20 protein-coding genes are annotated in these 21,957 nt (G+C 38.3%); 12 read left to right on the plus strand and 8 right to left on the minus strand.

The window, feature by feature from the left end; translation table 11 throughout:
• Nucleotides 1–171 precede the first annotated feature (171 nt).
• From FJR04_RS11300 to FJR04_RS11320, 5 genes are all read left to right on the plus strand, one after another.
• Nucleotides 172–918: a PEP-CTERM sorting domain-containing protein gene (locus FJR04_RS11300; RefSeq protein WP_168494681.1), complete on the plus strand. Its 747-nt coding sequence runs from the start codon at nt 172–174 to the stop codon at nt 916–918.
• Between the two features lie 333 nt (nt 919–1,251).
• Entirely contained in the window at nt 1,252–2,010 is a 759-nt protein-coding gene (locus FJR04_RS11305) for a thioesterase II family protein (protein ID WP_168494683.1), read from the plus strand.
• Nucleotides 2,011–2,251: 241 nt separating this feature from the next.
• The gene (locus tag FJR04_RS11310) at nt 2,252–2,719 is read left to right on the plus strand and encodes an Hsp20/alpha crystallin family protein (RefSeq protein ID WP_168494685.1); all 468 of its coding nucleotides are present in this window, start codon (nt 2,252–2,254) and stop codon (nt 2,717–2,719) included.
• Nucleotides 2,720–3,494: 775 nt separating this feature from the next.
• Complete coding sequence (locus FJR04_RS11315) at nt 3,495–3,740, plus strand: hypothetical protein (RefSeq protein WP_168494687.1); 246 nt, start codon at nt 3,495–3,497, stop codon at nt 3,738–3,740.
• A gap of 10 nt (nt 3,741–3,750) precedes the next feature.
• Nucleotides 3,751–4,728, plus strand: coding sequence for a hypothetical protein (locus FJR04_RS11320; RefSeq protein ID WP_168494689.1), 978 nt, complete (start codon nt 3,751–3,753; stop codon nt 4,726–4,728).
• A 209-nt stretch (nt 4,729–4,937) separates the two neighbouring features.
• Here FJR04_RS11320 and FJR04_RS11325 read toward each other — a convergent pair whose 3' ends face one another.
• The 5 genes from FJR04_RS11325 to FJR04_RS11345 all read right to left on the minus strand — a co-directional run bounded on the left by FJR04_RS11325 (nt 4,938) and on the right by FJR04_RS11345 (nt 11,919).
• On the minus strand, nt 4,938–5,696 hold the full coding sequence (locus tag FJR04_RS11325; RefSeq protein WP_168494692.1) for a hypothetical protein: 759 nt from the start codon (nt 5,694–5,696) through the stop codon (nt 4,938–4,940).
• 58 nt (nt 5,697–5,754) lie between these two features.
• A complete protein-coding gene (locus FJR04_RS11330) occupies nt 5,755–6,324 on the minus strand; it encodes a hypothetical protein (RefSeq protein ID WP_371717791.1) in 570 nt (189 codons plus the stop codon).
• A gap of 7 nt (nt 6,325–6,331) precedes the next feature.
• Complete coding sequence (locus FJR04_RS11335; protein WP_168494696.1) at nt 6,332–7,882, minus strand: tetratricopeptide repeat protein; 1,551 nt, start codon at nt 7,880–7,882, stop codon at nt 6,332–6,334.
• Nucleotides 7,883–8,195: 313 nt separating this feature from the next.
• Complete coding sequence (locus FJR04_RS11340; RefSeq protein WP_168494698.1) at nt 8,196–9,581, minus strand: hypothetical protein; 1,386 nt, start codon at nt 9,579–9,581, stop codon at nt 8,196–8,198.
• Nucleotides 9,582–9,912: 331 nt separating this feature from the next.
• On the minus strand, nt 9,913–11,919 hold the full coding sequence (locus FJR04_RS11345; RefSeq protein ID WP_168494700.1) for an amylo-alpha-1,6-glucosidase: 2,007 nt from the start codon (nt 11,917–11,919) through the stop codon (nt 9,913–9,915).
• Between the two features lie 229 nt (nt 11,920–12,148).
• Here FJR04_RS11345 and FJR04_RS11350 point away from each other — a divergent pair, with 229 nt between their 5' ends.
• A complete protein-coding gene (locus tag FJR04_RS11350) occupies nt 12,149–12,760 on the plus strand; it encodes a peroxiredoxin (RefSeq protein WP_168494702.1) in 612 nt (203 codons plus the stop codon).
• Between the two features lie 123 nt (nt 12,761–12,883).
• Entirely contained in the window at nt 12,884–13,252 is a 369-nt protein-coding gene (locus FJR04_RS11355; protein ID WP_168494704.1) for a DUF4440 domain-containing protein, read from the plus strand.
• A gap of 286 nt (nt 13,253–13,538) precedes the next feature.
• Here FJR04_RS11355 and FJR04_RS11360 read toward each other — a convergent pair whose 3' ends face one another.
• The 3 genes from FJR04_RS11360 to tmk form a co-directional block, all read right to left on the minus strand.
• A complete protein-coding gene (locus FJR04_RS11360; RefSeq protein ID WP_217359320.1) occupies nt 13,539–16,328 on the minus strand; it encodes a DUF4157 domain-containing protein in 2,790 nt (929 codons plus the stop codon).
• Nucleotides 16,329–16,442: 114 nt separating this feature from the next.
• On the minus strand, nt 16,443–17,393 hold the full coding sequence (locus tag FJR04_RS11365; RefSeq protein WP_168494706.1) for a DNA polymerase III subunit delta': 951 nt from the start codon (nt 17,391–17,393) through the stop codon (nt 16,443–16,445).
• 2 nt (nt 17,394–17,395) lie between these two features.
• Nucleotides 17,396–18,022, minus strand: coding sequence for a dTMP kinase (gene tmk, locus FJR04_RS11370; protein WP_168494708.1), 627 nt, complete (start codon nt 18,020–18,022; stop codon nt 17,396–17,398).
• Between the two features lie 86 nt (nt 18,023–18,108).
• Here tmk and FJR04_RS11375 point away from each other — a divergent pair, with 86 nt between their 5' ends.
• The 5 genes from FJR04_RS11375 (at nt 18,109) to FJR04_RS11390 (ending at nt 21,860) form a co-directional block, all read left to right on the plus strand.
• Nucleotides 18,109–18,753, plus strand: a complete 645-nt coding sequence (locus FJR04_RS11375) for a DUF4178 domain-containing protein (protein WP_168494710.1) — start codon at nt 18,109–18,111, stop codon at nt 18,751–18,753.
• Between the two features lie 6 nt (nt 18,754–18,759).
• Entirely contained in the window at nt 18,760–20,202 is a 1,443-nt protein-coding gene (locus FJR04_RS11380) for a spermine synthase (RefSeq protein WP_168494712.1), read from the plus strand.
• A 63-nt stretch (nt 20,203–20,265) separates the two neighbouring features.
• Nucleotides 20,266–21,291 (plus strand): peptidoglycan bridge formation glycyltransferase FemA/FemB family protein, encoded by a 1,026-nt coding sequence (locus tag FJR04_RS11385; protein WP_168494720.1) that lies wholly within the window; start codon nt 20,266–20,268, stop codon nt 21,289–21,291.
• Nucleotides 21,284–21,529, plus strand: a complete 246-nt coding sequence (locus FJR04_RS25910) for a DUF350 domain-containing protein (RefSeq protein ID WP_217359322.1) — start codon at nt 21,284–21,286, stop codon at nt 21,527–21,529. The genes FJR04_RS11385 and FJR04_RS25910 overlap by 8 nt, the downstream gene beginning before the upstream one ends.
• A complete protein-coding gene (locus FJR04_RS11390) occupies nt 21,474–21,860 on the plus strand; it encodes a DUF350 domain-containing protein (protein ID WP_217359324.1) in 387 nt (128 codons plus the stop codon). Before FJR04_RS25910 ends, FJR04_RS11390 begins: the two co-directional genes overlap by 56 nt.
• Nucleotides 21,861–21,957: the final 97 nt, after the last annotated feature.

Here is a 21,957-nt window from a genome sequence, read left to right on the forward strand (position 1 = left end):
GGTATTGTAGATAACTATACAATAGTTCAACTGTATCTATGTCTCTAGATAGATAGACAAAATATACGAAAGCGTTGATTATACTGAAATACTTAATATCTGTAGTTTTTGCTATACAAGCAAAACTACTTGCACTACTTTTCAAGGAAGATGATCAAAAAATTTACTAAAATGTTGACAACAACGGTCTCCGTTGTTATGGCTGGAACAATAATAGGTTTTGCTAATTTACAAACGGCATCAGCCGTAACATTAGGACTTAGTTTCCAAAATACTACTTGTAAGTTAACTGTTTTTAATTCTGAGATAGATTGTTCCTCTGCACCACCTTTAGTTTTTAACGGAACAATTGATATTAATGACTCTCCCAGCCCGGATTTTAGTGATTTGATTACAGATTTTAATTTGAATGTTTTAGCTCCCGCTCTTTCCTCCCAAACTTATAATTTATCTAAGTCTGCATTAGATAACTTATTTACTTCTGGAGTTTCTGCGGATACGATTACTATACTTGGAAACATAGTGCCTGCTGATGGTGATATTGGCTCAATTGGTGTGGATTCCTCTGGGTTATTTTTTGAAATTAATGCTTTTGCAAATAGTATAGATACGATCAGAATTTATGGTAATGCCTTATTACCACAGGTGCTACCACCAGAGTTATTAACTCTTGTTCCATCTGACGCAAATCCATCTGACGTTGAACAGTTTATAGGACTATTACCAAAAACACCGGAGTCTTTACCTTTTTCTCTGCTTCTGTCTGGAGACTTGGAAATTTCACCAATTAATCAAACTGCTGTTCCTGAAAGAGTTCCTGAATCTAGTACCATCTTAGGTACTGCTCTTTTAGGAGTTGGAGGCTTACTGATTAAGCGCGGAAAGGGCAAAAAATTGGCAGGTGTTCAAGCTTCCTAATTAATACCTGTATTGACGCTTCACTGACTGATACTACCTTTTCCGCAGCGTCGCACTAGCGATAATAATCTTACTCTGTCTGGTGCGTCCGTTTAGAGTCGTGGCAATGCCCTGTCCCGGCTTCTTTATACCCCGTCCTTGAGGACGGGGTTTTTTTTCATCTCGGTTGTATTTAGTGCCACAGTTAAAGACTTGAATCTTCTGAACTTTCAATAACCTAGCCAGTTGTAAGTAGGGCTTGCTGATAGCGTGGCGGTAGCCATATAAAGCTAGAATCTATTCCAAATCAAAAACCCATCTGAGACTTGTTCAGCAAATCCTACTTAAAGTTTTATGACAACCAAAACCACCTTTAATTCCTGGGTAACTTGTCCTCAACCCAACCCCCAAGCCAAAATACGTCTATTCTGTTTACCCTATGCAGGGGGTAGCGCCACGGTTTTTCGGACATGGCCGGATTATTTACCCTCAAGTATTGAAGTGTGTCCTCTAGAACTTCCTGGAAGGGGAAGACAAATGCGATTACCTCTCTACACAAAAATGCAACCGTTGGTAAAGGAAATAGCCCAAAATATCAGCCCTTATCTAGATAAACCCTTTGCTATTTTCGGTCATAGTATGGGTGGATTAGTCAGTTTTGAATTAACTCGCTTACTACGGTCAGATTATGGCTTAACTCCATTACATCTATTTATTGCTGCTCGCAATGCACCACAAGTTACTCCGACAAAAAAACCTATTTACAATTTACCAGATCCAGAGTTTTGGCAGGAAATTCGGAATTTTAATGGCACTCCTGATGATGTCATGAAAAATACAGAGATTATGAAACTTTTTCTCCCTATTCTCCGGGCAGATTTTACGGTTTTAGATACCTATATTTACACACATCAACCAGCTTTTGATTTTCCTATTAGTGTTTTTGGTGGGTTAAAAGATCAAGAATTTACTGATTATGAACTAGAAGCATGGTGTGAACAAACTATTGCTCCTTTTTCTTTGCAAATGATAGATGGTGATCACTTTTTCATCAATAAAGCTAGAAATATTTTACTTAAAAGTGTTATTCAATCTTTACAAGATATAGGATAATTATTTGATTTTGGAAATATCGCCACAAGAATACGGTAATTACGATAATCATATCTATAAAACCGAACTGTAATCAATTTATTTTCTAGTGTTATTATTTAGGTAGGAAGCCAAAGATAAAGCTTCAAAAATTTGAAAGTTAAAAGTTAGACCAGTCGTATTATTGTTTACCAAGTGACAAGCTGAAGCTTTAGGCTTAACAAATCAAGAAATCCAATAGTGAATTTTTGAGGAGATAGTTATGGCACTTATACGTTGGGAACCTTTCCGGGAAATAGAACGCTGGGACCCCTTCTCTGAAATGGGCGTTCTCCGGCGACAAATGGATCGCTTGTTTGAACAATTATTACCAACTAATGGAGATCAAAGAGAAGGAATAACTTTTATTCCTGCTGCTGAAATTTCTGAAGCTGATGGTAATTTGAATTTGAAAGTGGAAATACCAGGTTTAGACGCAAAAGATATTAATCTCGAAGTCACTCCTGAATCCGTTTTTATTAGTGGTGAAAGGAAATCGGAAACTAAAACGGAAGAAGAAGGTACAACTCGTTCGGAATTTCGTTATGGCAGGTTTGAACGGGTAATCGCTTTGCCTACAGTCGTAGAAAATGACAAAGTAGAGGCAGATTATAAGGATGGAATTCTCCGTCTTACTATTCCCAAAGCGGAAGAAGGAAGACACAAAGCTGTGAAAATTCCTCTGGGTTAATTGTAGGTTAAACCCTGAAGGGTGGAATGACTTTTCATTTCATCCTTCATTTTTATCCAAGTAGGGACGATAATTTATCGGTTTTTCCCAAGTAGGGGCGAAGCATTCGGGCGATTAATTCTCGGTTTTTTCCCCAGTAGGGGCGAAGCATTCGGACGATAAATTATCGGTTTTTCCCAAGTTTATTTTCCGAATGCTTCGCCCTTACACCGAATGCTGATGCTTCCAGCCCCTGTTAGGGATACGCCCTTACACCGAATGCTGATGCTTCCAGCCCCCGTTAGGGATACGCCCTTACACCGAATGCTGATGCTTCCAGTCCCGTCAGGGATACGCCCTTACACCGAATGCTGATGCTTCCAGTCCCGTCAGGGATACGCCCTTGCACCAAATGCTGACGCTTCCATCTCCCGTCAGAGATACGCTCCTACGACTTTTTCCGCAAGCCCTAATTAGTGATTACCTATGTTTGAAAATATGCCTAAAACTATATTTGCAATTATATAATTAATTCTCAGGATAGATGTTAAAAAGCACTGTTGTATTTAGTAATTACGCGGGTAATAATTTTTTATATATTCCTGTTAAGCCTATGACTTAATGGATGAGTAAATATATCTCTGTCACTGTTAATATATCGGAAATAGCTATTCTTTTTTCTGGCTTGGATAGGATTTTTCGATTTTTTGGAAAACTTCCATAAAAACACACACTGATACAGTTTCATTTGCTTGAATAGCTATATAAAGAGGATTGAGATTGGCAATTATTAATTATGGCAACCAAAGTAATTGATGTTAGAGAATATACTGTCAGAGCGCACAAAAGGCTGATTCACACGAGAGTTTTTAACTTTGTTTGTAAAGAATGTAATCAGGCTACAAAGCGGGAAACTTTCGGAACACGCCCTCTATATTGTGAAAGTTGTCGTCCTCCCCAACCTCCTAAAAAATCATTACAGGTATCTCAACCGAGTAAACCTCGACCGATGTCTTATACCAGCGATACAACTTTAGATTGATTGAATTGCTATGAATTCTCCAGGACAATTAAAATCACCACCCGATGTATTTATTACGCCATTGTTGGAATTACGAGATTACTATGGGAGTCTCGCCCAAAAATACCAACGTCTATTCATAGAGGCGCGATCGCAATTAGATCATGTAGAATCTTTGTTGTCTACTTGGTCTTACACTGATGACAATGAACAACTATCACAAATTGAGGATGTTGAAGATGATTCATTGTTATTGTTGTCTTCTAACCACAGCCATAATCGGGAAACTTGGCAGTCTTTAGAGTCGCAACGTTCAACATCAGACTCTTTAGAAATCACTCATTCCCTTTCCGAAATTAGAGATGCGGATAATTCGCCCCCTAAGCGTCGTCACTATGTCACTAAAGGGGAAGAGATTCCTATGCTTCCCCACTATGGAAATATGACTCGCATGGAGGCTTTAAAGAAGCTCTTGCGAGAATTTGTGGGGACTGTCTGTCACATAGATTTTATTGTGCGATCGCTTTATGGTGATTTAGAGTCTACTATCTTTAAAGTCGTTAAAGGTAGAGTCCAATCATCTCTGACTCAAGGACGAGAAAGTGGCTATTGGTCTGGCATTCCTAATGAACCTGGCTGTTACACTCTAGATTTAGGTTCACTTGCTCCTATTCATACTAAGGGAATATCTAGAGGCATTAAAGCCACTAAAACCAATAAACATTTCATCAGACCTCAGATGAAAGTAGTACCGATGTTGCCACAATTTGAGGGTCAATTTTTAATTGATGCTCTAACTGTATTCCTAGAAGACAATGCTGGACGAATTTTTAATGTTAATGAAATCGTCAATGGCATTTATGGACATCTAAATGCAGAAGAAGTTAGAGAGGTCAAAAATAAGGTTCTCAATGAACTATCTAGGGGTCATCGCACAGGCCGATTTGTCAGAGTTCCTCACCAAATTGGTTTGTATACTTGGGATATGAATATGGTCTCCCAAAAGTAAAATAAAGAAGGTGCGTTAACTACTTTTAACGCACCTGATCTATAAATACATTTTGACGAATAAAGAAGAAATGAACCACGTTCGCGGAGCGTGCCGTAGGCATTAGGACGCGAAGAGCGCGAAGGAAGAAGGAAGAAGGAAGATTATTTACCTGTCAATTACTTTTTGACAAACTACTAGCAATTTATGTTATCTATTTGAATTCCCACCTAACTACAACCTATAGCTGAAGCAGAATTAACTTTGATTAAATCGCCTGTAAATACGGCTGTGTATTTAATAGGTGATGGAGTACCTGCAACACAAGTCATGCGAGTTTTATTCGCACGCAGTGGACTCCATGTAGAATCTGCTTTTACAGTCAGAGTTGTACCATTCCATGATAATTCTTTAACAGTTAGAGAGTTAGTTTTCCCATCGCTTTTTTTAGCGGGTAAAAATGTAGCGTAGTTGACATCCCCATTAATGGGATTAATTCGGGCTATAACTCCTATTTTTGCCCCACCACCGCTACCATAACTGGTTAGCCAACGTCCACTAGCAAAACGTCGGAAATCATTGCCAGTCTGTGTACCTGTAGATGAAAAAACGCCATATAAAACTCCGCTTCCATCCCAAATTAGTCCATAACCTGTACCATCATCACCAGTTGTTTCATAATCACTACGACACCATTTCTTCACACCATTATCAAAACGAACAATCCGGGGATCTTTATTGACAGATGATACTTGTTGATAACCAATATAGATACTTGTTGTCCCAACAGTTACCTTGGGTCCATTTTTGGCTTTGATGGTTGCTTCTGTATCATTACAGGTAAATGTAACACCTTTACTCACCGATGATACTGCTGTTGTTTGGGCTAAAGCGGTAGACGCTATACCTGTGATTACTAAATTAGCCCCTAACATTACTGATAAGACTGGATACTTCAGATACTTTGCTAATTGCTGTTGATAATTCATGGTATTGCCCAATGATGTAACTCGCAATTCCTATTCTGTATACAAAACTTTGTTTCAACTAGGGTGAAATTACTGAGGTTGCCATTTTTATTAAGGAATTGTAAAGACCAGCTTTTAATCCGATCCTATATTGCACCCCTCCTTGTCTCCAAGTTAATGTGGCATCTGAACAATTAGCACCACAACGAAAATCAACAAAATAGCCTGTAACACCCTTAGCTAGAAATACAGGTTTACCAGTTAGGCGAGGTGTTGCCCGTGTGATAGCTTCTCCTGTAATTATACTGAAACGACAGGCCGAACCACCATTACAATCTGGACTAAATCCTAGTAATATCTCGTATTTATTTTTTGTAGCAGTTTCGATAATCGTGTAAAGTGGATTTTCTCCGTCTGATTCAGGAATATACTTAGGTAATAAAATCTTAATCTGGGTTTTTTGCTTTAAAGCCGGGAGAATTGCTTGAAAAGCTGGATGGGGTTGAGAATTTTTTCTCTGCGGTTGCTGTTTAACTATGATCTGGGGCTGATTTTTTACAGATGCTATGACTGTATTCTGAAAGCTGATGATCGAAGTTATCAAAATTAAGCCACATATAGTCTTGATATTTTTGCAACTACCCATTATTTTTTCCTTAAAAGTTTAAAATGTCTAAAGATGCTTCTATTTCTAATTCTATAATTCTAGCTTGTGTATCTTTATATTCTGCTAATTTTCCTTGTTGCCAATACAAATCTGCGGCTTTATGAAAATCCTCAACTGCACCCTGTTTATCGGCTACTTCTAAACGGGCATTTCCTCGATTGTAATAAGCATCAATATATTGAGAATTAATTTTGATTGCCTGAGTATAGTCAGTAATTGCGGCTGAATAATTTCCTAAATCAGAGTAAGCATTACCTCGATGATAATAAGCATCAACATCATGATTATTAATTTGAATTGCTTGGGTATAGTCGGCAATTGCCCCTTCATAATCTCCTAATTCAGCCCGATTATTACCGCGATTTTTATAACCAATAGCATCATCAGGATCAATATTAATTACTGGCTGTAATTGCTGTTGATAATCTAATAAATAACGAGATATTTGTTTGTTTTTCTGGGTGGTGGCATAATGAGGGTTAATATTAATTGCCTGATTATAATCTTCTATTGCCCCTTGATTATCACCAATATGAGAACGAACATCAGCCCGATTTTTATAATTAATAGCAATATGGGGATTAATTCTAATGGCTTGGGTATAATCTTCTATGGCTATTTGATAAGCACCTATTTGATAATATGCCAAACCTCTTTGATGATAGGATTTACCATGATTAATATTAATATTTATTGCCTGGCTGTAATTAGCGATCGCTGTATGATAATCTCCTAATTGATAATTAACTAAACCTAGTTTATAATAAATATCAGCGTCATGATCATTAAGTTTTAATGCTTGATTATAACTATTAATTGCGGCTGCATATTCCCCTTTTTGGAAATATTCATCGCCACTAGTTAAATAAACATTAGTTAAATCAACAGGAATAGATTGGTTGGGACTCAATGAATGCTGAGATAAATGAGAATTACTAGAAACTTGAAATTGTTCTAAATAAGAAAATAAACCACCACCATATAATAATTGATTAATGCCAAAAGAAATTTTCCCAGTTTTCAATTTAATCATTTGAGTGGGGAGAAATCCAGCCAAAAAAAGGTGATATGCAGATTGGGCTTCATTAACTTCTTCTTGAATTAATATACAGACAATTACTGCATTCTTCTCCACTTCTTCAGCACTAACTGACCACCTAACTCTATCAATACTACCGTGACGGGATTTTACTTCCACACCAACTACAGAATTAGCAGTCAGAGTAAAATCACTTTTACCATCACCACCAAAACGTTTTTCATAATCAATTTCAGTAATAAAATCCGCTAACCTTTCTTTAACAACTTCTTCACCTAATTTACCTTTGAGATTATTAATAAAAACGTCACGGACTGGGGAAGTACGTTTATATTTTTCTGCCATTAACCAGCAAAATTCCCGCAATGTTTTTAATCTGTTACCAGAAATAATAGTTAATTCACTATGTTGACCTTCTATTTCACAATGGAGTAAACAACCAGATGTTAACCTTTTGAGAAAGTCAGATTGTAGCGATCGCAGGAGGGTAATCCAATCCATTTATAATATATTTCTGCGGTATCCATAACTCATTGTTAATCGTCAATTGTACATTGTCCATTGTGGAAATAGGATGTTTGAAAAGTTTTGGGCGAATATAATTCACTACTACACAAGCAAAGTCCACCTACGTGGACTAACAGAAATTTGGAATTTAACCCACGGAGGTGGTGAGACCAGTCCTGTAGGCGGGTCTCCCACCGTAGGGAACTGGCGAACCCGAAGGGGTTTTGTCTGTGTAGCCAAGCCACTGCGTTGGGCGGGTTCCCCGACTTGTAGCAAGTGGCGCGTGACTTCTAGTCGCCAGGATTAGTTAAGGGTTTTTTCTCTCTTCCTTGATTTGACGTAATTTTTGGATGAGTTGTTGATTTGATTCTGTAGATACGGTAGGCTTATCGTTGTTTTCTGTAGGTGAAGGTGTAGGATTAAGGGTATTTACTCTAGGGGTATCTAGACGATTCTGGGAATTTTCAGGAGTAGATACTTTTTCAGAATTTAGAGTTTGTGCAGGTTGTTTTTCAGAAGTAGATACTTTTTCAGGATTTAGAGTTTGTGCAGGTTGGATATTAGCACTTACTCCAGAAGCAGGAGGATTATTTTGGAATCGCAATTGGAAAGCATAAGAAGTAGTTAGTTGTTTATCAGCTTGGGGTGGGTTAGCATTAAAAAACTCTCTAGCTTTAGATTGTAACTTCTGTGATCCCGTTCCTTCTTGGAATTTAATATCTAAGACTTTACCATCTGGATCTACAACTAATCTACCCAAAACTGTACCTTCCATCTCTGATTTACCTGTCGAGATGACTTCCCTAATTACCCCTTTTTCTTTGACATTCGGATATTCTTGGCGAATGTTTTGTCTCAGGGTGTTGTAAGCATCCAGTTTAGCCAACAGTTGTTTATTTGCTTCGCTTTTTGGTTCAGATTGGTTTGTGAGAATTTCTGGTGATTTCCTCACAGAAGTATCTGCTAAAGCTATTTTTTCGCCATTTTGAACAACTCTAACTTTATTTTCTTCTGACTCTATTGTTTGTGGTGGTGCAACTCCTGCGGCTATTGTACTACCAATATCAATAGGTTCAGATGATGGGTTATTTAGTGGTTCTCCAGGTATTTCGTTATTCTGCCTAACTTGTGGCAATCTATTGATATCTAGAGGTTCAGTTTCGGGGATTCTTCTGGTATTGAAATTATTATTATTTACGAACGGAGAAGTAGATGGAGAAAATGTACTTCTCGCTTGCAACCGAGATATTTCTGCTTGTAAATTATTGGGAGTCAATCTTTGGATAGATTGCCTACGAGGTAGGTATGAGAGGTTATAGTTGGTTGGTGAGCTAGGAATAACGGGTAATATTGGTTGAGTAGATAATGATGATGGTTGGATGGGGGGATAAATAGTTGATGAGTTGCCGAAGTTATTAGCTGGTAGCTGTTGTTGTAGGGGTAGTTGGGGTTGCTGTAAAGCTACTGGGGATGTACTGGGGGCTTGTGGTAGTCGGCTTTGATCTGCGGGACTCAATTCCATTAGTCCGACTGCTTTTGTGGAGTCAGTGTTTGAAGATTGACTAGAGTTAACTGGCATGAATGGCACAATTAAGGCAATAGCACCGTGAATACCAAGCGAGGCTATAGCGGCTACCCCCGTTGGTTGACTTAATATTTCTGGTATGTTTTTCAAAAGGGATACGTAAGACATAGCTGTTATCGTTCACTCGGATCAGTTGAAGTTGAATAGAAATTTTATCAAGAAAGAATTCACAGAATCATCCGCAGGATGAGGTATGTAGTATAAAAGCAAGAATCAGAGAGGAATTGAACTTTTTGTTGAGGTTCGATGATATAATAGAAGATTGCACCTAAACTTTGTTTTTGTGAATTCTTATTTTTTAGACTATCTTGCCATTTCTGAGATGCAAATTATCTTTACAATAATAACTTCTAACAGAGGATAATTCCAGCAGGAATATTAAAGTTTTTTGGGAGTCAACAGAAGAACGAAGTATATTTCTCCTTGGCTGGTTGTTTGTTCACAGATGACGGATCACTTCGGCTACAGACCAAGCTTGGGCGATCGCTCCTCTGGGTAAATGGGGAGCATCACCATCGAAAATTTCCGAAATTGATCCCAGGCAAGCACTATGATGAAAGTGATCTAATAATGGTTGCCAGTCAAAAGGTAATGGTTGTTCTGGGTAAAAACGTTGCCAGGCGCGGATATAAGCGCCAATTAGCCAACTCCAGACTGTACCTTGATGATAGGAGCGATCGCGTTTTTGAGGATTACCCTCATATTTACCTATATATTGGGGATCTCTAGGATCAAGGCTACGTAGTCCATAGGGTGTAAGTAGTCTATCGGTGGCTAAGTTTAATATTTGTTGCCCTTGAGATGGAGCAAAACCGCAATGATGTAGTGATAAAGCTAAAACTGCATTGGGACGAATTTGGAAATTACGACGATCATCTGGTTCAATGGTGTCATACAAATAGCCTAACTGGGGATTCCAAAATTTTTGCAATGAGGCTTTTACCTGTTCTGCTTGTTGGGCGTAGCGTTTTCCCTGTTTAGACAGCCGCACAGCGTCACCAACATCAAGCTGACTCAGTTTTTCTGCCCACGCACTAAACCAACATAACGCTGAATACCACAGAGCATTAATTTCCACTGCTTTACCTCGACGGGGTGTAACAGGTATGCCGTCAACTACCGCATCCATCCAAGTTAGGGAAACACCACAAGTATCCCAACTCACCAACCCATCAGTGGCATCAACTTGAATATTGTAGCGAGTCCCACCCACAAAAGCCTTATGAATTTGTTGGGCAATCGGAAATTGTGCTGCTAAAAACTGCCAATCTTGGGTAGCTTCTAAGTAAAGTCCTAAAGTTTCAATCCACCAGAGGGTAGCATCAATACTATTATAAAAAGGTTCACCATCAACATCAGGAAAAGCATTAGGAATTAGTCCATGACGACAATATTTCCCAAAAGTATTTAATAGTCCTTTGGCTAGATCAAATCGCTGGGGAACTAGCGCCAATCCTGGTAAAGCAATTAAGGTATCTCTGCCCCAATCATTAAACCAGTGATAGCCAGCAATGATGGTGGGTCCGGCAATAGAAGCGCGGTGAACAATAAATTGATCCCCTGCTTTGAGAAGTTGTTGTTTAGTCGTTGATAGGGAATGAAAAGATTTTTCTTTCTGTTCACTGGGGCTAAAAATATTTGTGAGTCTTTCTTGTTCTGCGTCTACTGCTTCTGCAAAACTATGGGGTGAAAGAAGTGGTTCGTGGGCATCGGGTAAACCTACTTTTGCTTCTAAAGTGATGATATCTCCAGGTTGGAAATGAACTGTTAAATATCCAGGACTATAAAGGTCTTCGCGATCGCCTAATCCCCGTTTTGTTTCTTCTGGTAATCCATAATGCCAATACCAAACTGCATCTCCGCTGTATTCTCCTTTTGTCCAACGTAAATGCCAAGGTGTTCCAAATTGGTCAGCATTAATGGCTTGGAGGCAGACTTGTTGTTGACCCAATAATTGTGAAAAATGTAATTCTTGACTATGAGTTTGTTGGTGATGAAAATTGCGATCGCCAATAATTAACCGTAATTTTAAAATTGCTGTTTCTTTGCCTTCATAGCGATACTGAATTAACAGCCTTTGGTTAAAACATATCGCAGAACTAAGGGCTTCTTTCTCCAATCCATAAGGCATCATCAACTGTCTAGTTAACTGCCAATTTTCTGCACCCCAAGTCCATTTAGGTACGGGGTTAAGTTCAAAAGAATGTAATAATTTATAGCCTTGGGGATCAATTTGACCATTACTCCAGAAATTTGTCCCCAGTGCGATAGCTTCCCCTTTTATTTCTAAACTTGCTTCTAAGTGAGAAAGTAATAATTTCCGGTCTGAAGGGGGATTTCCAACAGCAAATAGCCAACCGTGATAAGTGCGGGTGCGGACATCAGAAACTGTGCCACTGGCAAAACTACCCAAGCCATTAGTCAGTAACCATTCTGATGTATTCACAAGTTTACATTCCCGAATATTATTTACTAATGCTAATGCCAAATTATATCAAATTTTTACAGAATTATTTGGTCAGGTTTTTTACTCCTGCTTTGCGGTTCTTTTTGGACAATGGCGATTTTATGAGTCTTTGGCACACACTCCCATTCACCGTGACCTGATACAATTAAACTCTGACAGTGTTCAGGGAATCATGAATATGGATATAACGTGAAGGAGAATTAGGTTTATGAATCTCACTTATGGAAATGAAGGATGCCTGCGTGTTGGTCAACAAGCTCCTGACTTTACCGCAACAGCCGTATTTGATCAAGAGTTTAAGTCCATTAAACTGTCTGATTATCGTGGTAAATATGTAGTGTTGTTTTTCTATCCTTTAGATTTTACCTTTGTTTGTCCCACTGAAGTTGCCGCTTTTAGCGATCGCTATCCAGAATTCAGCAAATTGAATACAGAAGTTTTTGGTATTTCTGTTGATAGTGAATTTTCTCACCTCGCTTGGATTCAAACAGATCGGAAATCTGGTGGTGTTGGTGATTTAAATTATCCCCTAATTTCTGATATTAGAAAAGAAATTAGCGCCGCTTATAATGTTCTTGATCCTGTAGCCGGTATTGCTTTACGTGGTTTGTTCATTATTGATAAAGACGGCATTTTACAACATATTACAATTAATAATTTAGCTTTTGGTCGCAGTGTGGATGAAACTCTGCGAACTTTACAAGCAGTGCAGTATGTTCAATCTCACTCTGATGAAGTTTGTCCCGTTGATTGGCAACCAGGAGATAAAACAATGATTCCTGATCCAGTTAAGTCTAAAGTTTACTTTTCTGCTATTTAGGTGATTGGGGAAATTTAACTTTTTAAATGCGATCGCCTGACAATTAAAATAGTCGTTATCAGAGGAGCGAGCGCACTACTCAGCGAAGAGTGTTAAGTGTCAAACCAAGAGGATACGGTTTTTATGGAAATTTGCAGCGCAGACCGAGAGATCCTCGAACGCTTAGAGGAGGAGCTATGGCGCAAAGAAACTCGTTTTAATATGCAGCGTATGAACGAACTAATTGCCAATGACTTCTTTGAGTTTGGACGATCTGGAAAAGTTTCCCAAAGACAGGATACCTTGGCGGTAGCACCTCAAACAATAGATGCCGTCTTTCCTCTACCTGAATTTCATGTTCGTCTGCTCAACGAAAACATTGCCCAGGTTACATATAATAGTGAAATTGCGTATGATGGCATTGTTGAATATGCACGAAGAAGCTCTATCTGGTCACGAACCACAACTGGTTGGATACTTCGCTTTCATCAGGGTACACCATTTCAACCTTGATTTAGTTACAAAATATTACAGTAGGTAAGCAAAATTGATTATATAAAAGGATTTGATGTAGGGGTAGCGCCCCCGTGCCTACCCCATGTTTGATGTAGGGGTAGCGCCCCCGTGCCTACCCCATGTTTAGGGCAACCACAGGGGGTTTGCCCCTACGTAATTCATTGGTTTAGGTATTTTCAAAATGTTTAATTAATTTTGCTCAGGTACTTACGTCAGGCGATCGCCAAAATGCGGACAGAAAAACCCTTTGACAATATTCGGAAATTATCTGCATTTGCCCACCCTACAAGATCGGCGATCGCACTTCCCTGGCAAGGGAGTCGTCACAACGACAAGTCTCTGCATCAGATGCTTCTCTTGCCGACGGAGGTATTAAATCTTCACCATTCAGAAGTGAGTAAAGAACATCTCCTTGTGACACTAATTCTAATTGCTGAGGATCAGATGGAACAGCAAGTCCTCTGCGTTGTCTTTCCCAAGTCAATGCTCGGCGTAAAGTTTGAATAAAACTGCCATACCAGTCTCCATGAACCACTTGACAACCTGTAGAATCTGCTGTGACTTGATCACTATCCCAACCTCCTCCACTGTGGATGGCAATACCAAATTCTTGTTCATCATATCCACGATATTCTGGATGTCTTGGTAAATGATTGCGTCCATATTCTGTGCGTAGTCGATCATAGAGAATCTTTTCCTCAACTCCTGTTGGTATCATTTCTGAAGTTGGACTTCGATCTTGACGATTTTCCTCTCGAATTCTGGAACTACGACGATCCTCTTCAGAAATTCCTCGTTCCTTTAAAATACTACGGCGACGAGGATCTATAACGCCTGGATGATCGGGTGTACCAGAAATTTGCCCCAGCATAGGTCTATTAAATTTTTCACTGGTAGTGTAACTGAAATGATAATTTAATTGTTGATCTACTCCCATTTGATGTGTATTTGGATCTGAGCTTTGCTCATAACCTGTACGTCCACCTGGATCTGTTGTTCCTCTAAATTCTCTAAGCAGAGTTTCTCCTTGTTCATTTAAAGCCAAGATAAAAAACGTATCATCATAACGATTTGTTCTTTGTCTAACTCTGGGATTATCGTGAACCCCTCCACCCTGAAAGCCTCTCACGCCAACAATATTAACTCGTTGTCGATCAAAAGGTAGACTTCTTTGGAGAACTTGATTAGCAATGTATTCATAAGCTTGGGCTTGATTTTCGAGTAAAACGCCGAAAAACCGACGTGGCCAAGCATTAGCTAGAGCTTGATGTGTAACATCATTTGTTTGTATTTCGCTTTCTTGTAGTCTCATTGCTGCTCTAGCACTGCTGGAAGCATCTCCTGTACCTAGTGCTTCGATCGCTTCCATATCTTCTTGAATTTGAGTAATCTCTGAAGCGTGGCAGGTTTGAAAGCGGGCGATCGCTTGTGTAGTTGCATCATTCATCTGACCCCATGCAAACCCTTCATTTGTTTCTTGAAGACAACCAATATCTATTAAACGTTGTTGAATACGTCTGACACTACGCTCGTCATACTCTGTAGTTCTTCGTCTGTAAGTCAGATCCATCACATTACTATCAATATCTTGTGCTGTCTGGTGGTGATGTTGCAATTGGATCGCTGTTGCCAGATATTCTGGATTATCTGCAAAAATCCGCCGCAGAGTATCTGAAAGATCGGCATTGGTAGCCTCTGTACCATGAGCTTCCCGTAAAATTGCAAAAACAGCTTCAGACCCCCCGCTATCTGTCCAGCCTTGCATTTCTCGTTCTACACGCAATGCAATTGGCCAATTGACTTCAGCACCATACAGGAGAATATTATCTGCCAACCATCTATCATTTCCTCTCAGATGTTGATCTACCCATTGCCGTAAATCTTCATCTCTTCTTTGGCTGTCATCAAGTCGGCGTAACCTGTGAAAGAAGGCGGCTTTCTGCTCTGGATTCCAAAGTTGTGTTACTTCTTCTGATAAAGGACTTAGCTGAACAATAGATTGTCTTTGAACTCCGCCTGTCTGCTGCACCACATGGGTTAACTCATGCGCTGTTAACTCATTATTTCCTGGTGTTTTCCCTGCTCCATAGTAAATATCATTACCATTAGCAAATGCCTGTGCGCCTAATTCCCGATTCATCTGCACGGCTTCAGAACCCGTATGTACTCGCACCTGACTAAAATCAGCCCCAAAACGGGGTTCCATGAAGTTTCGCACCCCATCAGCCAAAGGACTTCCTCCACCTTTAGTGGCATTTAACCGACTTTCCAGACTTGGTTGTGCTTGAGTAGTACCATCGGATGATGCTTGGAGTAGGTTGGGAGATCGCTGAATTTGCTCTTCTTGTTCACAAGTGTCACACTTGGGTTGAATAGCCTCTTCTTCTTCTGATTCTGGCTTGCGACTGACTAGCGGTGTAATACTGCTGGCTATTGGTTTTTGATTAATGTTTGTTGTCCATGCTTCCTGGCCTTGACGCTGAATATTGGGAGTTGAGGGAGGAGACATACTCATGACCCTCTCAGCAACTTGATCTGCTTCTTGTTCATATTGATCATTTGGTTGACCAACAGTTAATTTGGCCTGAAGAGATACTGTTGGTGAAGGTGTAGAAGTTACCCTATTTGGTTGATGAGTATTTAGTTGAGGTTGAAGAGGTGCTGATGATCTGTGTGTGAAATTTGCCCTAATTGGTTTATTAGCAAGTAGACTAGGTTGAATCTGTTGTACAGATTGATTTTTCTGTGCAGCTTGATAATTATTTATGGCAATATCCAAAAGATTCGGTCTTCCTTTGACTGCATCCCACTGTCTTTGCAAAAAGCTATCCATTTTCGCTTGTAGGACAATTAGTTGTTCTGACTCTTCAGATGTAATTGTGCCGCGTGTTTCCTTGACTTCTAATCCCATAGCTTCAAACTTGTCCTGTTCAAAAGCCTGTTTTTCCAGTTCTTCTGGTGTTTGTGGTCTTTGAGGCTGTTGGACAGAGAAAGGACGAGATGCGAATGGGTTGTGATTTGAAGATGTTTGACTATTTTTCGGACTAGAGTCATGAACGCGCTGGAATGACATACTCTGACCTCGTGGTTTTTTAGTCTTTAATAATATAAATATGGTATCATGTCCGTATTAATACTGACAATAAGCTTAAGGTAAAAATTTTAAAATCTCATAAATTGGCAGAAGTTAATTTTGCGATATTTGCAATAAAGCTAAAAATGTACATTCCCAAACTAAGCGAGGTTGGGCATAACAAAGTAAATATTTCCGAGTTTTTTCTAATTGTTGAATAATTTTCGGTTCATGTATTTGTTGCCAATAATATTGTTGTAAATAATCAACTAACCATAATTGCGCTTCGGTATCTAATTCTTTATCAATTTTTTTTCCTAATTCTAAAGCATGACGGTAAGATGTCGGCGTTTTTTTTACCTGTGCTATAAACTCGCTAGGAATACTTTGTAATTGTTGGTAAGATGACATTGCATTTCCCGGACTACCTGCGGCTATATTCAAAACTTCTGGATGTTGTAAAATCTCTCCATTTCCTGTTTGTGTTAAAACCTGATTCATAGCCGCAGTATCCAAACGATAAAAAGGAATTTTTTGACAACGAGATACTAAAGTTGGTAATACAGATTCCGGTGAAGGGGCAATTAATATTAATGTCGCTTTTCCTGGTTCTTCTAAAGTTTTTAATAATGCATTTGCAGCGGATTCCGCCATTGTTTCTGCTTGTTCTAGAACTATGACATTTCTCAATGCTTCCAATGGTGGACGAGAAAGAAATTGGGTAATTTCTCGAATTTGTTCTAAACGAATCACTGGCGGTGCTTTGCGTTTAACTCCCTTTTCTGCTGCTTCTGCTGGGGTGAGTCTTTGTCCTTGATATTGATAAGTTGGTTCTACCCACAATAAAGCCGGATGATTTCTTTGACGAATCCGATTTTGTAAAATGGGAATTTGATCAGGTTTTAGAGAACTAGAAAAAAGTAATTCAATAAAACACCGGGCTGCTAAACTTTTGCCTATACCATCTGCACCGACAAACATATAAGCTGGTGCAATTCTGTCTTGTTTAACAGCTTGAGTTAATAATTCTACCGCTTGCTGTTGTCCGACTAATGGCGAAAACATAATTATAAAAACAGGCGTTTCTGTAAAATTTCCTGTATACTTTGTTGCACTACCTCTTGACTCCCACTCCCATCTACCTGCACAATTCGGGATGGATAAGATACAGCTAACTCAGTATATCCCTGCTGTACTCGACGATGAAAAGCAATAGTTTCTTGTTCAATTCTATCTAGTGTAGCTTGTCCACGTTTGCGAGATAGCCCCACCTCCACATCTACATCTAACCAAATAGTTAAATCACTGACTAAACCACCTGTAGCAATCTGATTAAGTTGATTAATTATACTCATACTTAAACCCCTGCCATAACCTTGATAGGCAATAGTAGAATCAGTATAGCGATCGCATAGGATATACTTATCCATAGCTAAACTCGGTTTTAGTTCCTCTTCAATATGTTGCGCCCTGTCCGCAGCATACAATAGCAGTTCCGTGATTTCCCCCACTGGTTTACTAGGTGACTTTTCCAATAATAACCTCCGCAAATCCGTTCCTAACTCTGTTCCCCCCGGTTCACGAGTCAGCACGACAGATATATTTAAACTTTCTAACCACTGAGAACACAGTTGCATCTGAGTAGTTTTCCCACAACCTTCCACCCCTTCAAATACAATTAATTTACCACTCATGTTGTTAAATTTTGCTACCACCGCTTTATATAGTAAACTAAATCAACGCTGTTTTAAAAGTCACACTTGCTCATAGTAAAGCATTTATGTCTATAACTGATGCTCAAAAACAACTCCAGGATATGCGTGCAGGCGATCGCGTCAGGTATCATGGTGTAGATTGGGATATAGAAGATTACAGTACCTATCGAGATACCGAAGGTTATCAAACTGATGAATGGTTACTAAAATCATCAGGAGGAACTGAACATTACTTATTGCGAGAATATGATTCTGAAGAACCATCCTGGCTTGTTACTTGGTATATCTCTAATCTAGTCCAAAATGCTCGCTTATTAGTACCAGAATCTAAACAAAATATATTACCTGAACTCTGGGAAAGAATGCAAGCAGACAGTATTCCCTATCCAGAATTGCAGCTTTTTTATAAATCTTATTACTTTGAGTCTGACACAGAAGGTAAATATGAATCAACCAACAAAACCCAATCTCGAATTACTTGGGATTACTGGGATAAAGATCATATCACCAACTTAGCTATTGAAGCCTTTCCCCAGGGAAAAATAGAAATTTACTCCACTAAAATTGTCAAAATTGAAGAATTTTCTCACATTCAAAAAGGAGTAGTTAAAAAATCATCTAACTTGAAATTAGATGCAAGTCTATTTGGTGAACTTGTCATAGCATTAATGGTGCTGATTGTCGGTGTTTGCATGATGATATTTGGATAAAATTTTATGTCTAATTCTCTATTCATTGAACAACAAAACGATTATATCGCCTTTTATATTAATGGTGAATTACAGTTTCATAGTCAAGATGAAGCCATTTATCATGAATATTTAGTAATTCCGGCGATAAAATTGGCAATTTCCAGATTTCCTGACACAGATTTGCGCGTCTTAATTTGTGGTGGAGGTGATGGATTAGCCGCTAGAGATATATTACGTTTTTCCGAAGTTAAACAGATTGATTTAGTAGATTATGATCCAGAAGTTTTAGAACTAGCAAAAACAGTATTTAAACCTTACAATCATGGTAGCCTAGAACAGGAAAAAGTCACCATCTACACAGAAGAAGCATTTGGATTTATTTCCCAACTTCCAGAAAATTATTATCACATAGTTATTTCTGATTTTACCTATCCCAACACAGCCGAAGAAACTGCAATATATAGCCGAGAATGGTTTCAAGAAATTAATCGCGTACTTATTCCCGCTGGATTAACTTGTATTAATGCTGTCTCCCCTAATTATAACACAGAAGCATTTTGGTGTTTATATCAAACATTAATATCAGCGGGTTTATTTACCAAACCTTTACAACTAAATATTCCCTCATTTAGTGATCATGATTATGGAAAATGGGGATTTTTATTAGCATCATCCGAAGTAATTCAGCCAGAGGAAATAGAAAAAATTTCTCTTCCCGATAATCTCCAATATTTAACCCACGACAAAATTCTCCAAGCATTTATCTTTGACGAAGAAATTGCTAAAAACCGCCAGCAATTTATGGTTAACACCATAGAAAATAAACAGTTATTTTATTACTTACTCAATGGTATAGATAATGCTGAATTAGAATCAAATTTAGAAGCAAAAGAAACTATTAATTTCCTAGACATTAATGAACAAACAAGCACAGAAATAGGTAATAGTAATGCCTTAGATTTAGACACAGTAGCTAAATTTTGGTTAGAAAATATTTACACCCAAGCAGATACAGAAAAACCCCCAATAGACATTAATCAATATATCCCAGTTCGTCATCGCTATCATAGCCAAAAAATGACAACATCATGGTTAGAACATATCCAAGACTTATTACTAGAAATAGACTGTCAAAGCCTATTAAATAGCTTATTAGCAAGAGCGCAAGAACTACCACCGCAAATTGCGACTGAACTCAAAAATTTAGCCGAAAAAATCAAATCTAATCAACCATTAACCAACTTATCACCAAAAACCATTGAATTTATCACCCTCTTATCAGTCACATTATTAATGGCCAATTTAGTCGCACCAGACTCTGTATTTGCAAAAGGTTACTATTCTAGAAGTTCAAGTTCTGGTAATGCTTACTCTTCTAGTGGTGAAAATAAAGTCTTTGGATTTATATTAACTATGGTAGGAGTAGGTTGGTTAGCCAGTATATTTCATCGCTTCAAAAATGAATAAATACCGTATTTCTGACTTTGCGTATTTGCTCCTCTGCGTCTCTGCGTGAAACAAAAACAAACCATGACTCATCAAAACCAATTAACAATTAGAAAACTAACCCAAAAAGATCAAGAAAATTGGCAAATTCTCATCAATAATTCCCAGTTTAGCTCCTTTATGCAAACTTGGACTTGGGCGGATTTTAAAGAATTAGAAGGATACAAAACATTTCGCTATGGCTTATTTTTAAATAATTATTTAGTAGGTGGCTGCATTTATTATTTATATCCCCATACTAACAAAGCAAATTTATTAATTTCCCCTGGTGGACCAATTTTACCAGAAAATTACCCAGAAGAAGGCATAAATTTATTATTAAAAACAGCCGAAAAAATAGCTCAAACAATGGGAGGAATAGCTTTCCGAATAGAACCAAATTGGCACGAAAAACCCGATTATCTCCAAGGATTTGTACGCTCTCCTGCTGACTTATTACCCAATGAAACCTTATTAATTGACTTGCGCCCAGATAACGAGCAAATACTAGCCGCCATGAAGCCAAAAGGGCGTTATAATATCCGGTTGAGTCAGCGGTATCATGTCAATATAGAATTTAGTAATGATTCCCAATCAATTCCCTTATTTTATGATTTATTTTGGGAAACTGCACAGCGTCAAAATTTCTTTGCTGAACCCTATGGATTTTTTATCAATCTTTGTCAAACATTATTTACAACTAACATGATAGAAATTGGTTTAGCTACCTGGAAAGGGGAAATAATAGCAGCCATTTTAGTGATATATTGCGGTAATGTCGCAACTTATTTATATGGTGGAACGAGCTTATTGCATAGAGAAGTTATGGCCAGTTATGGCTTACATTGGGAAGCAATGCAAAAAGCTAAAATCCGGGGTTGTCAATTTTATGATTTCTATGGATTTACCAAAGAACCTAATCATGCTTATACTAAGTTCTCCCAATTTAAAAGTAGATTTGGTGGCACATATAGAAAAACTATCGGCGCTCATGATTACTTCTTTTATGATCAATTAGCTGATACTTTAATTAGTTTATTTCAAACATTGATAGGGAATAAAAATGAATGAATTAATCATGTCAGCTTTGACTCAAGCAGGAGTTATTACTGTAGAATTGTTAGTAGGGTTTGGCTTATTTTGGATAGGACAATTCGCCTATCAAAAATTATTTAGACGGCGCATGGAATTGAATGTAGAATTATTTGTAAAAGATAATCCTGCGGTTGCTATTGCTTTAGTTAGCTATTATTTTGGAATGTTTATGTGTCCTGGTTTTAGTCACTTATGTTTATCCCTTAATTACTAAATATAATGTTTTTGCGGAAATAGAAAGACGCAATAATCCAGCCGCAGGTGTAGCTTTAGCTGGTTTACTAATTGCGACTGGGAATATTATTATAGTCGCATTTTCCACAGAATTTCAAAATTGGATTTTTAGTTTTACTCAATACAGTTTAACACTCTTATTTTGTTTAATTTCTCTAATAGGAATTCGCTGGTTAGCCGATTTAATTTTAGTTCCCGGTGTCAGGTTTTATGATGAAATTGTTAATCAAGAAATTCCTAATGTTGGTGCAGGTTTAATTGAAACTTTTGCTTATATTTCTGCTTCCTTTCTAATTGCTTGGTGCTTTTAGGCGCTTACTTAAAAGACTTCCCAAAAAAACACTATCAAACCCTTATTCCTCTGTGTCCTCTGCGGTATGCGCTACACGCACGCTACGCTAACGTTTA

Origin of the sequence: Anabaena sp. UHCC 0204 (genome assembly GCF_009711975.1) — a bacterium.
Lineage (GTDB): Bacteria > Cyanobacteriota > Cyanobacteriia > Cyanobacteriales > Nostocaceae > Dolichospermum.

What these genes read in the sequence shown, in the direction of transcription:
- FJR04_RS11300 (WP_168494681.1), top strand. Translation starts at nt 172, where the DNA reads ATGTTGACAACAACGGTCTCCGTTGTTATGGCTGGAACAATAATAGGT.
- FJR04_RS11305 (WP_168494683.1), top strand. Translation starts at nt 1,252, where the DNA reads ATGACAACCAAAACCACCTTTAATTCCTGGGTAACTTGTCCTCAACCC.
- FJR04_RS11310 (WP_168494685.1), top strand. Translation starts at nt 2,252, where the DNA reads ATGGCACTTATACGTTGGGAACCTTTCCGGGAAATAGAACGCTGGGAC.
- FJR04_RS11315 (WP_168494687.1), top strand. Translation starts at nt 3,495, where the DNA reads ATGGCAACCAAAGTAATTGATGTTAGAGAATATACTGTCAGAGCGCAC.
- FJR04_RS11320 (WP_168494689.1), top strand. Translation starts at nt 3,751, where the DNA reads ATGAATTCTCCAGGACAATTAAAATCACCACCCGATGTATTTATTACG.
- FJR04_RS11325 (WP_168494692.1), bottom strand. Translation starts at nt 5,696, where the DNA reads ATGAATTATCAACAGCAATTAGCAAAGTATCTGAAGTATCCAGTCTTA.
- FJR04_RS11335 (WP_168494696.1), bottom strand. Translation starts at nt 7,882, where the DNA reads ATGGATTGGATTACCCTCCTGCGATCGCTACAATCTGACTTTCTCAAA.
- FJR04_RS11340 (WP_168494698.1), bottom strand. Translation starts at nt 9,581, where the DNA reads ATGTCTTACGTATCCCTTTTGAAAAACATACCAGAAATATTAAGTCAA.
- FJR04_RS11350 (WP_168494702.1), top strand. Translation starts at nt 12,149, where the DNA reads ATGAATCTCACTTATGGAAATGAAGGATGCCTGCGTGTTGGTCAACAA.
- FJR04_RS11355 (WP_168494704.1), top strand. Translation starts at nt 12,884, where the DNA reads ATGGAAATTTGCAGCGCAGACCGAGAGATCCTCGAACGCTTAGAGGAG.
- FJR04_RS11360 (WP_217359320.1), bottom strand. Translation starts at nt 16,328, where the DNA reads ATGTCATTCCAGCGCGTTCATGACTCTAGTCCGAAAAATAGTCAAACA.
- FJR04_RS11365 (WP_168494706.1), bottom strand. Translation starts at nt 17,393, where the DNA reads ATGTTTTCGCCATTAGTCGGACAACAGCAAGCGGTAGAATTATTAACT.
- tmk (WP_168494708.1), bottom strand. Translation starts at nt 18,022, where the DNA reads ATGAGTGGTAAATTAATTGTATTTGAAGGGGTGGAAGGTTGTGGGAAA.
- FJR04_RS11375 (WP_168494710.1), top strand. Translation starts at nt 18,109, where the DNA reads ATGTCTATAACTGATGCTCAAAAACAACTCCAGGATATGCGTGCAGGC.
- FJR04_RS11380 (WP_168494712.1), top strand. Translation starts at nt 18,760, where the DNA reads ATGTCTAATTCTCTATTCATTGAACAACAAAACGATTATATCGCCTTT.
- FJR04_RS11385 (WP_168494720.1), top strand. Translation starts at nt 20,266, where the DNA reads ATGACTCATCAAAACCAATTAACAATTAGAAAACTAACCCAAAAAGAT.
- FJR04_RS25910 (WP_217359322.1), top strand. Translation starts at nt 21,284, where the DNA reads ATGAATGAATTAATCATGTCAGCTTTGACTCAAGCAGGAGTTATTACT.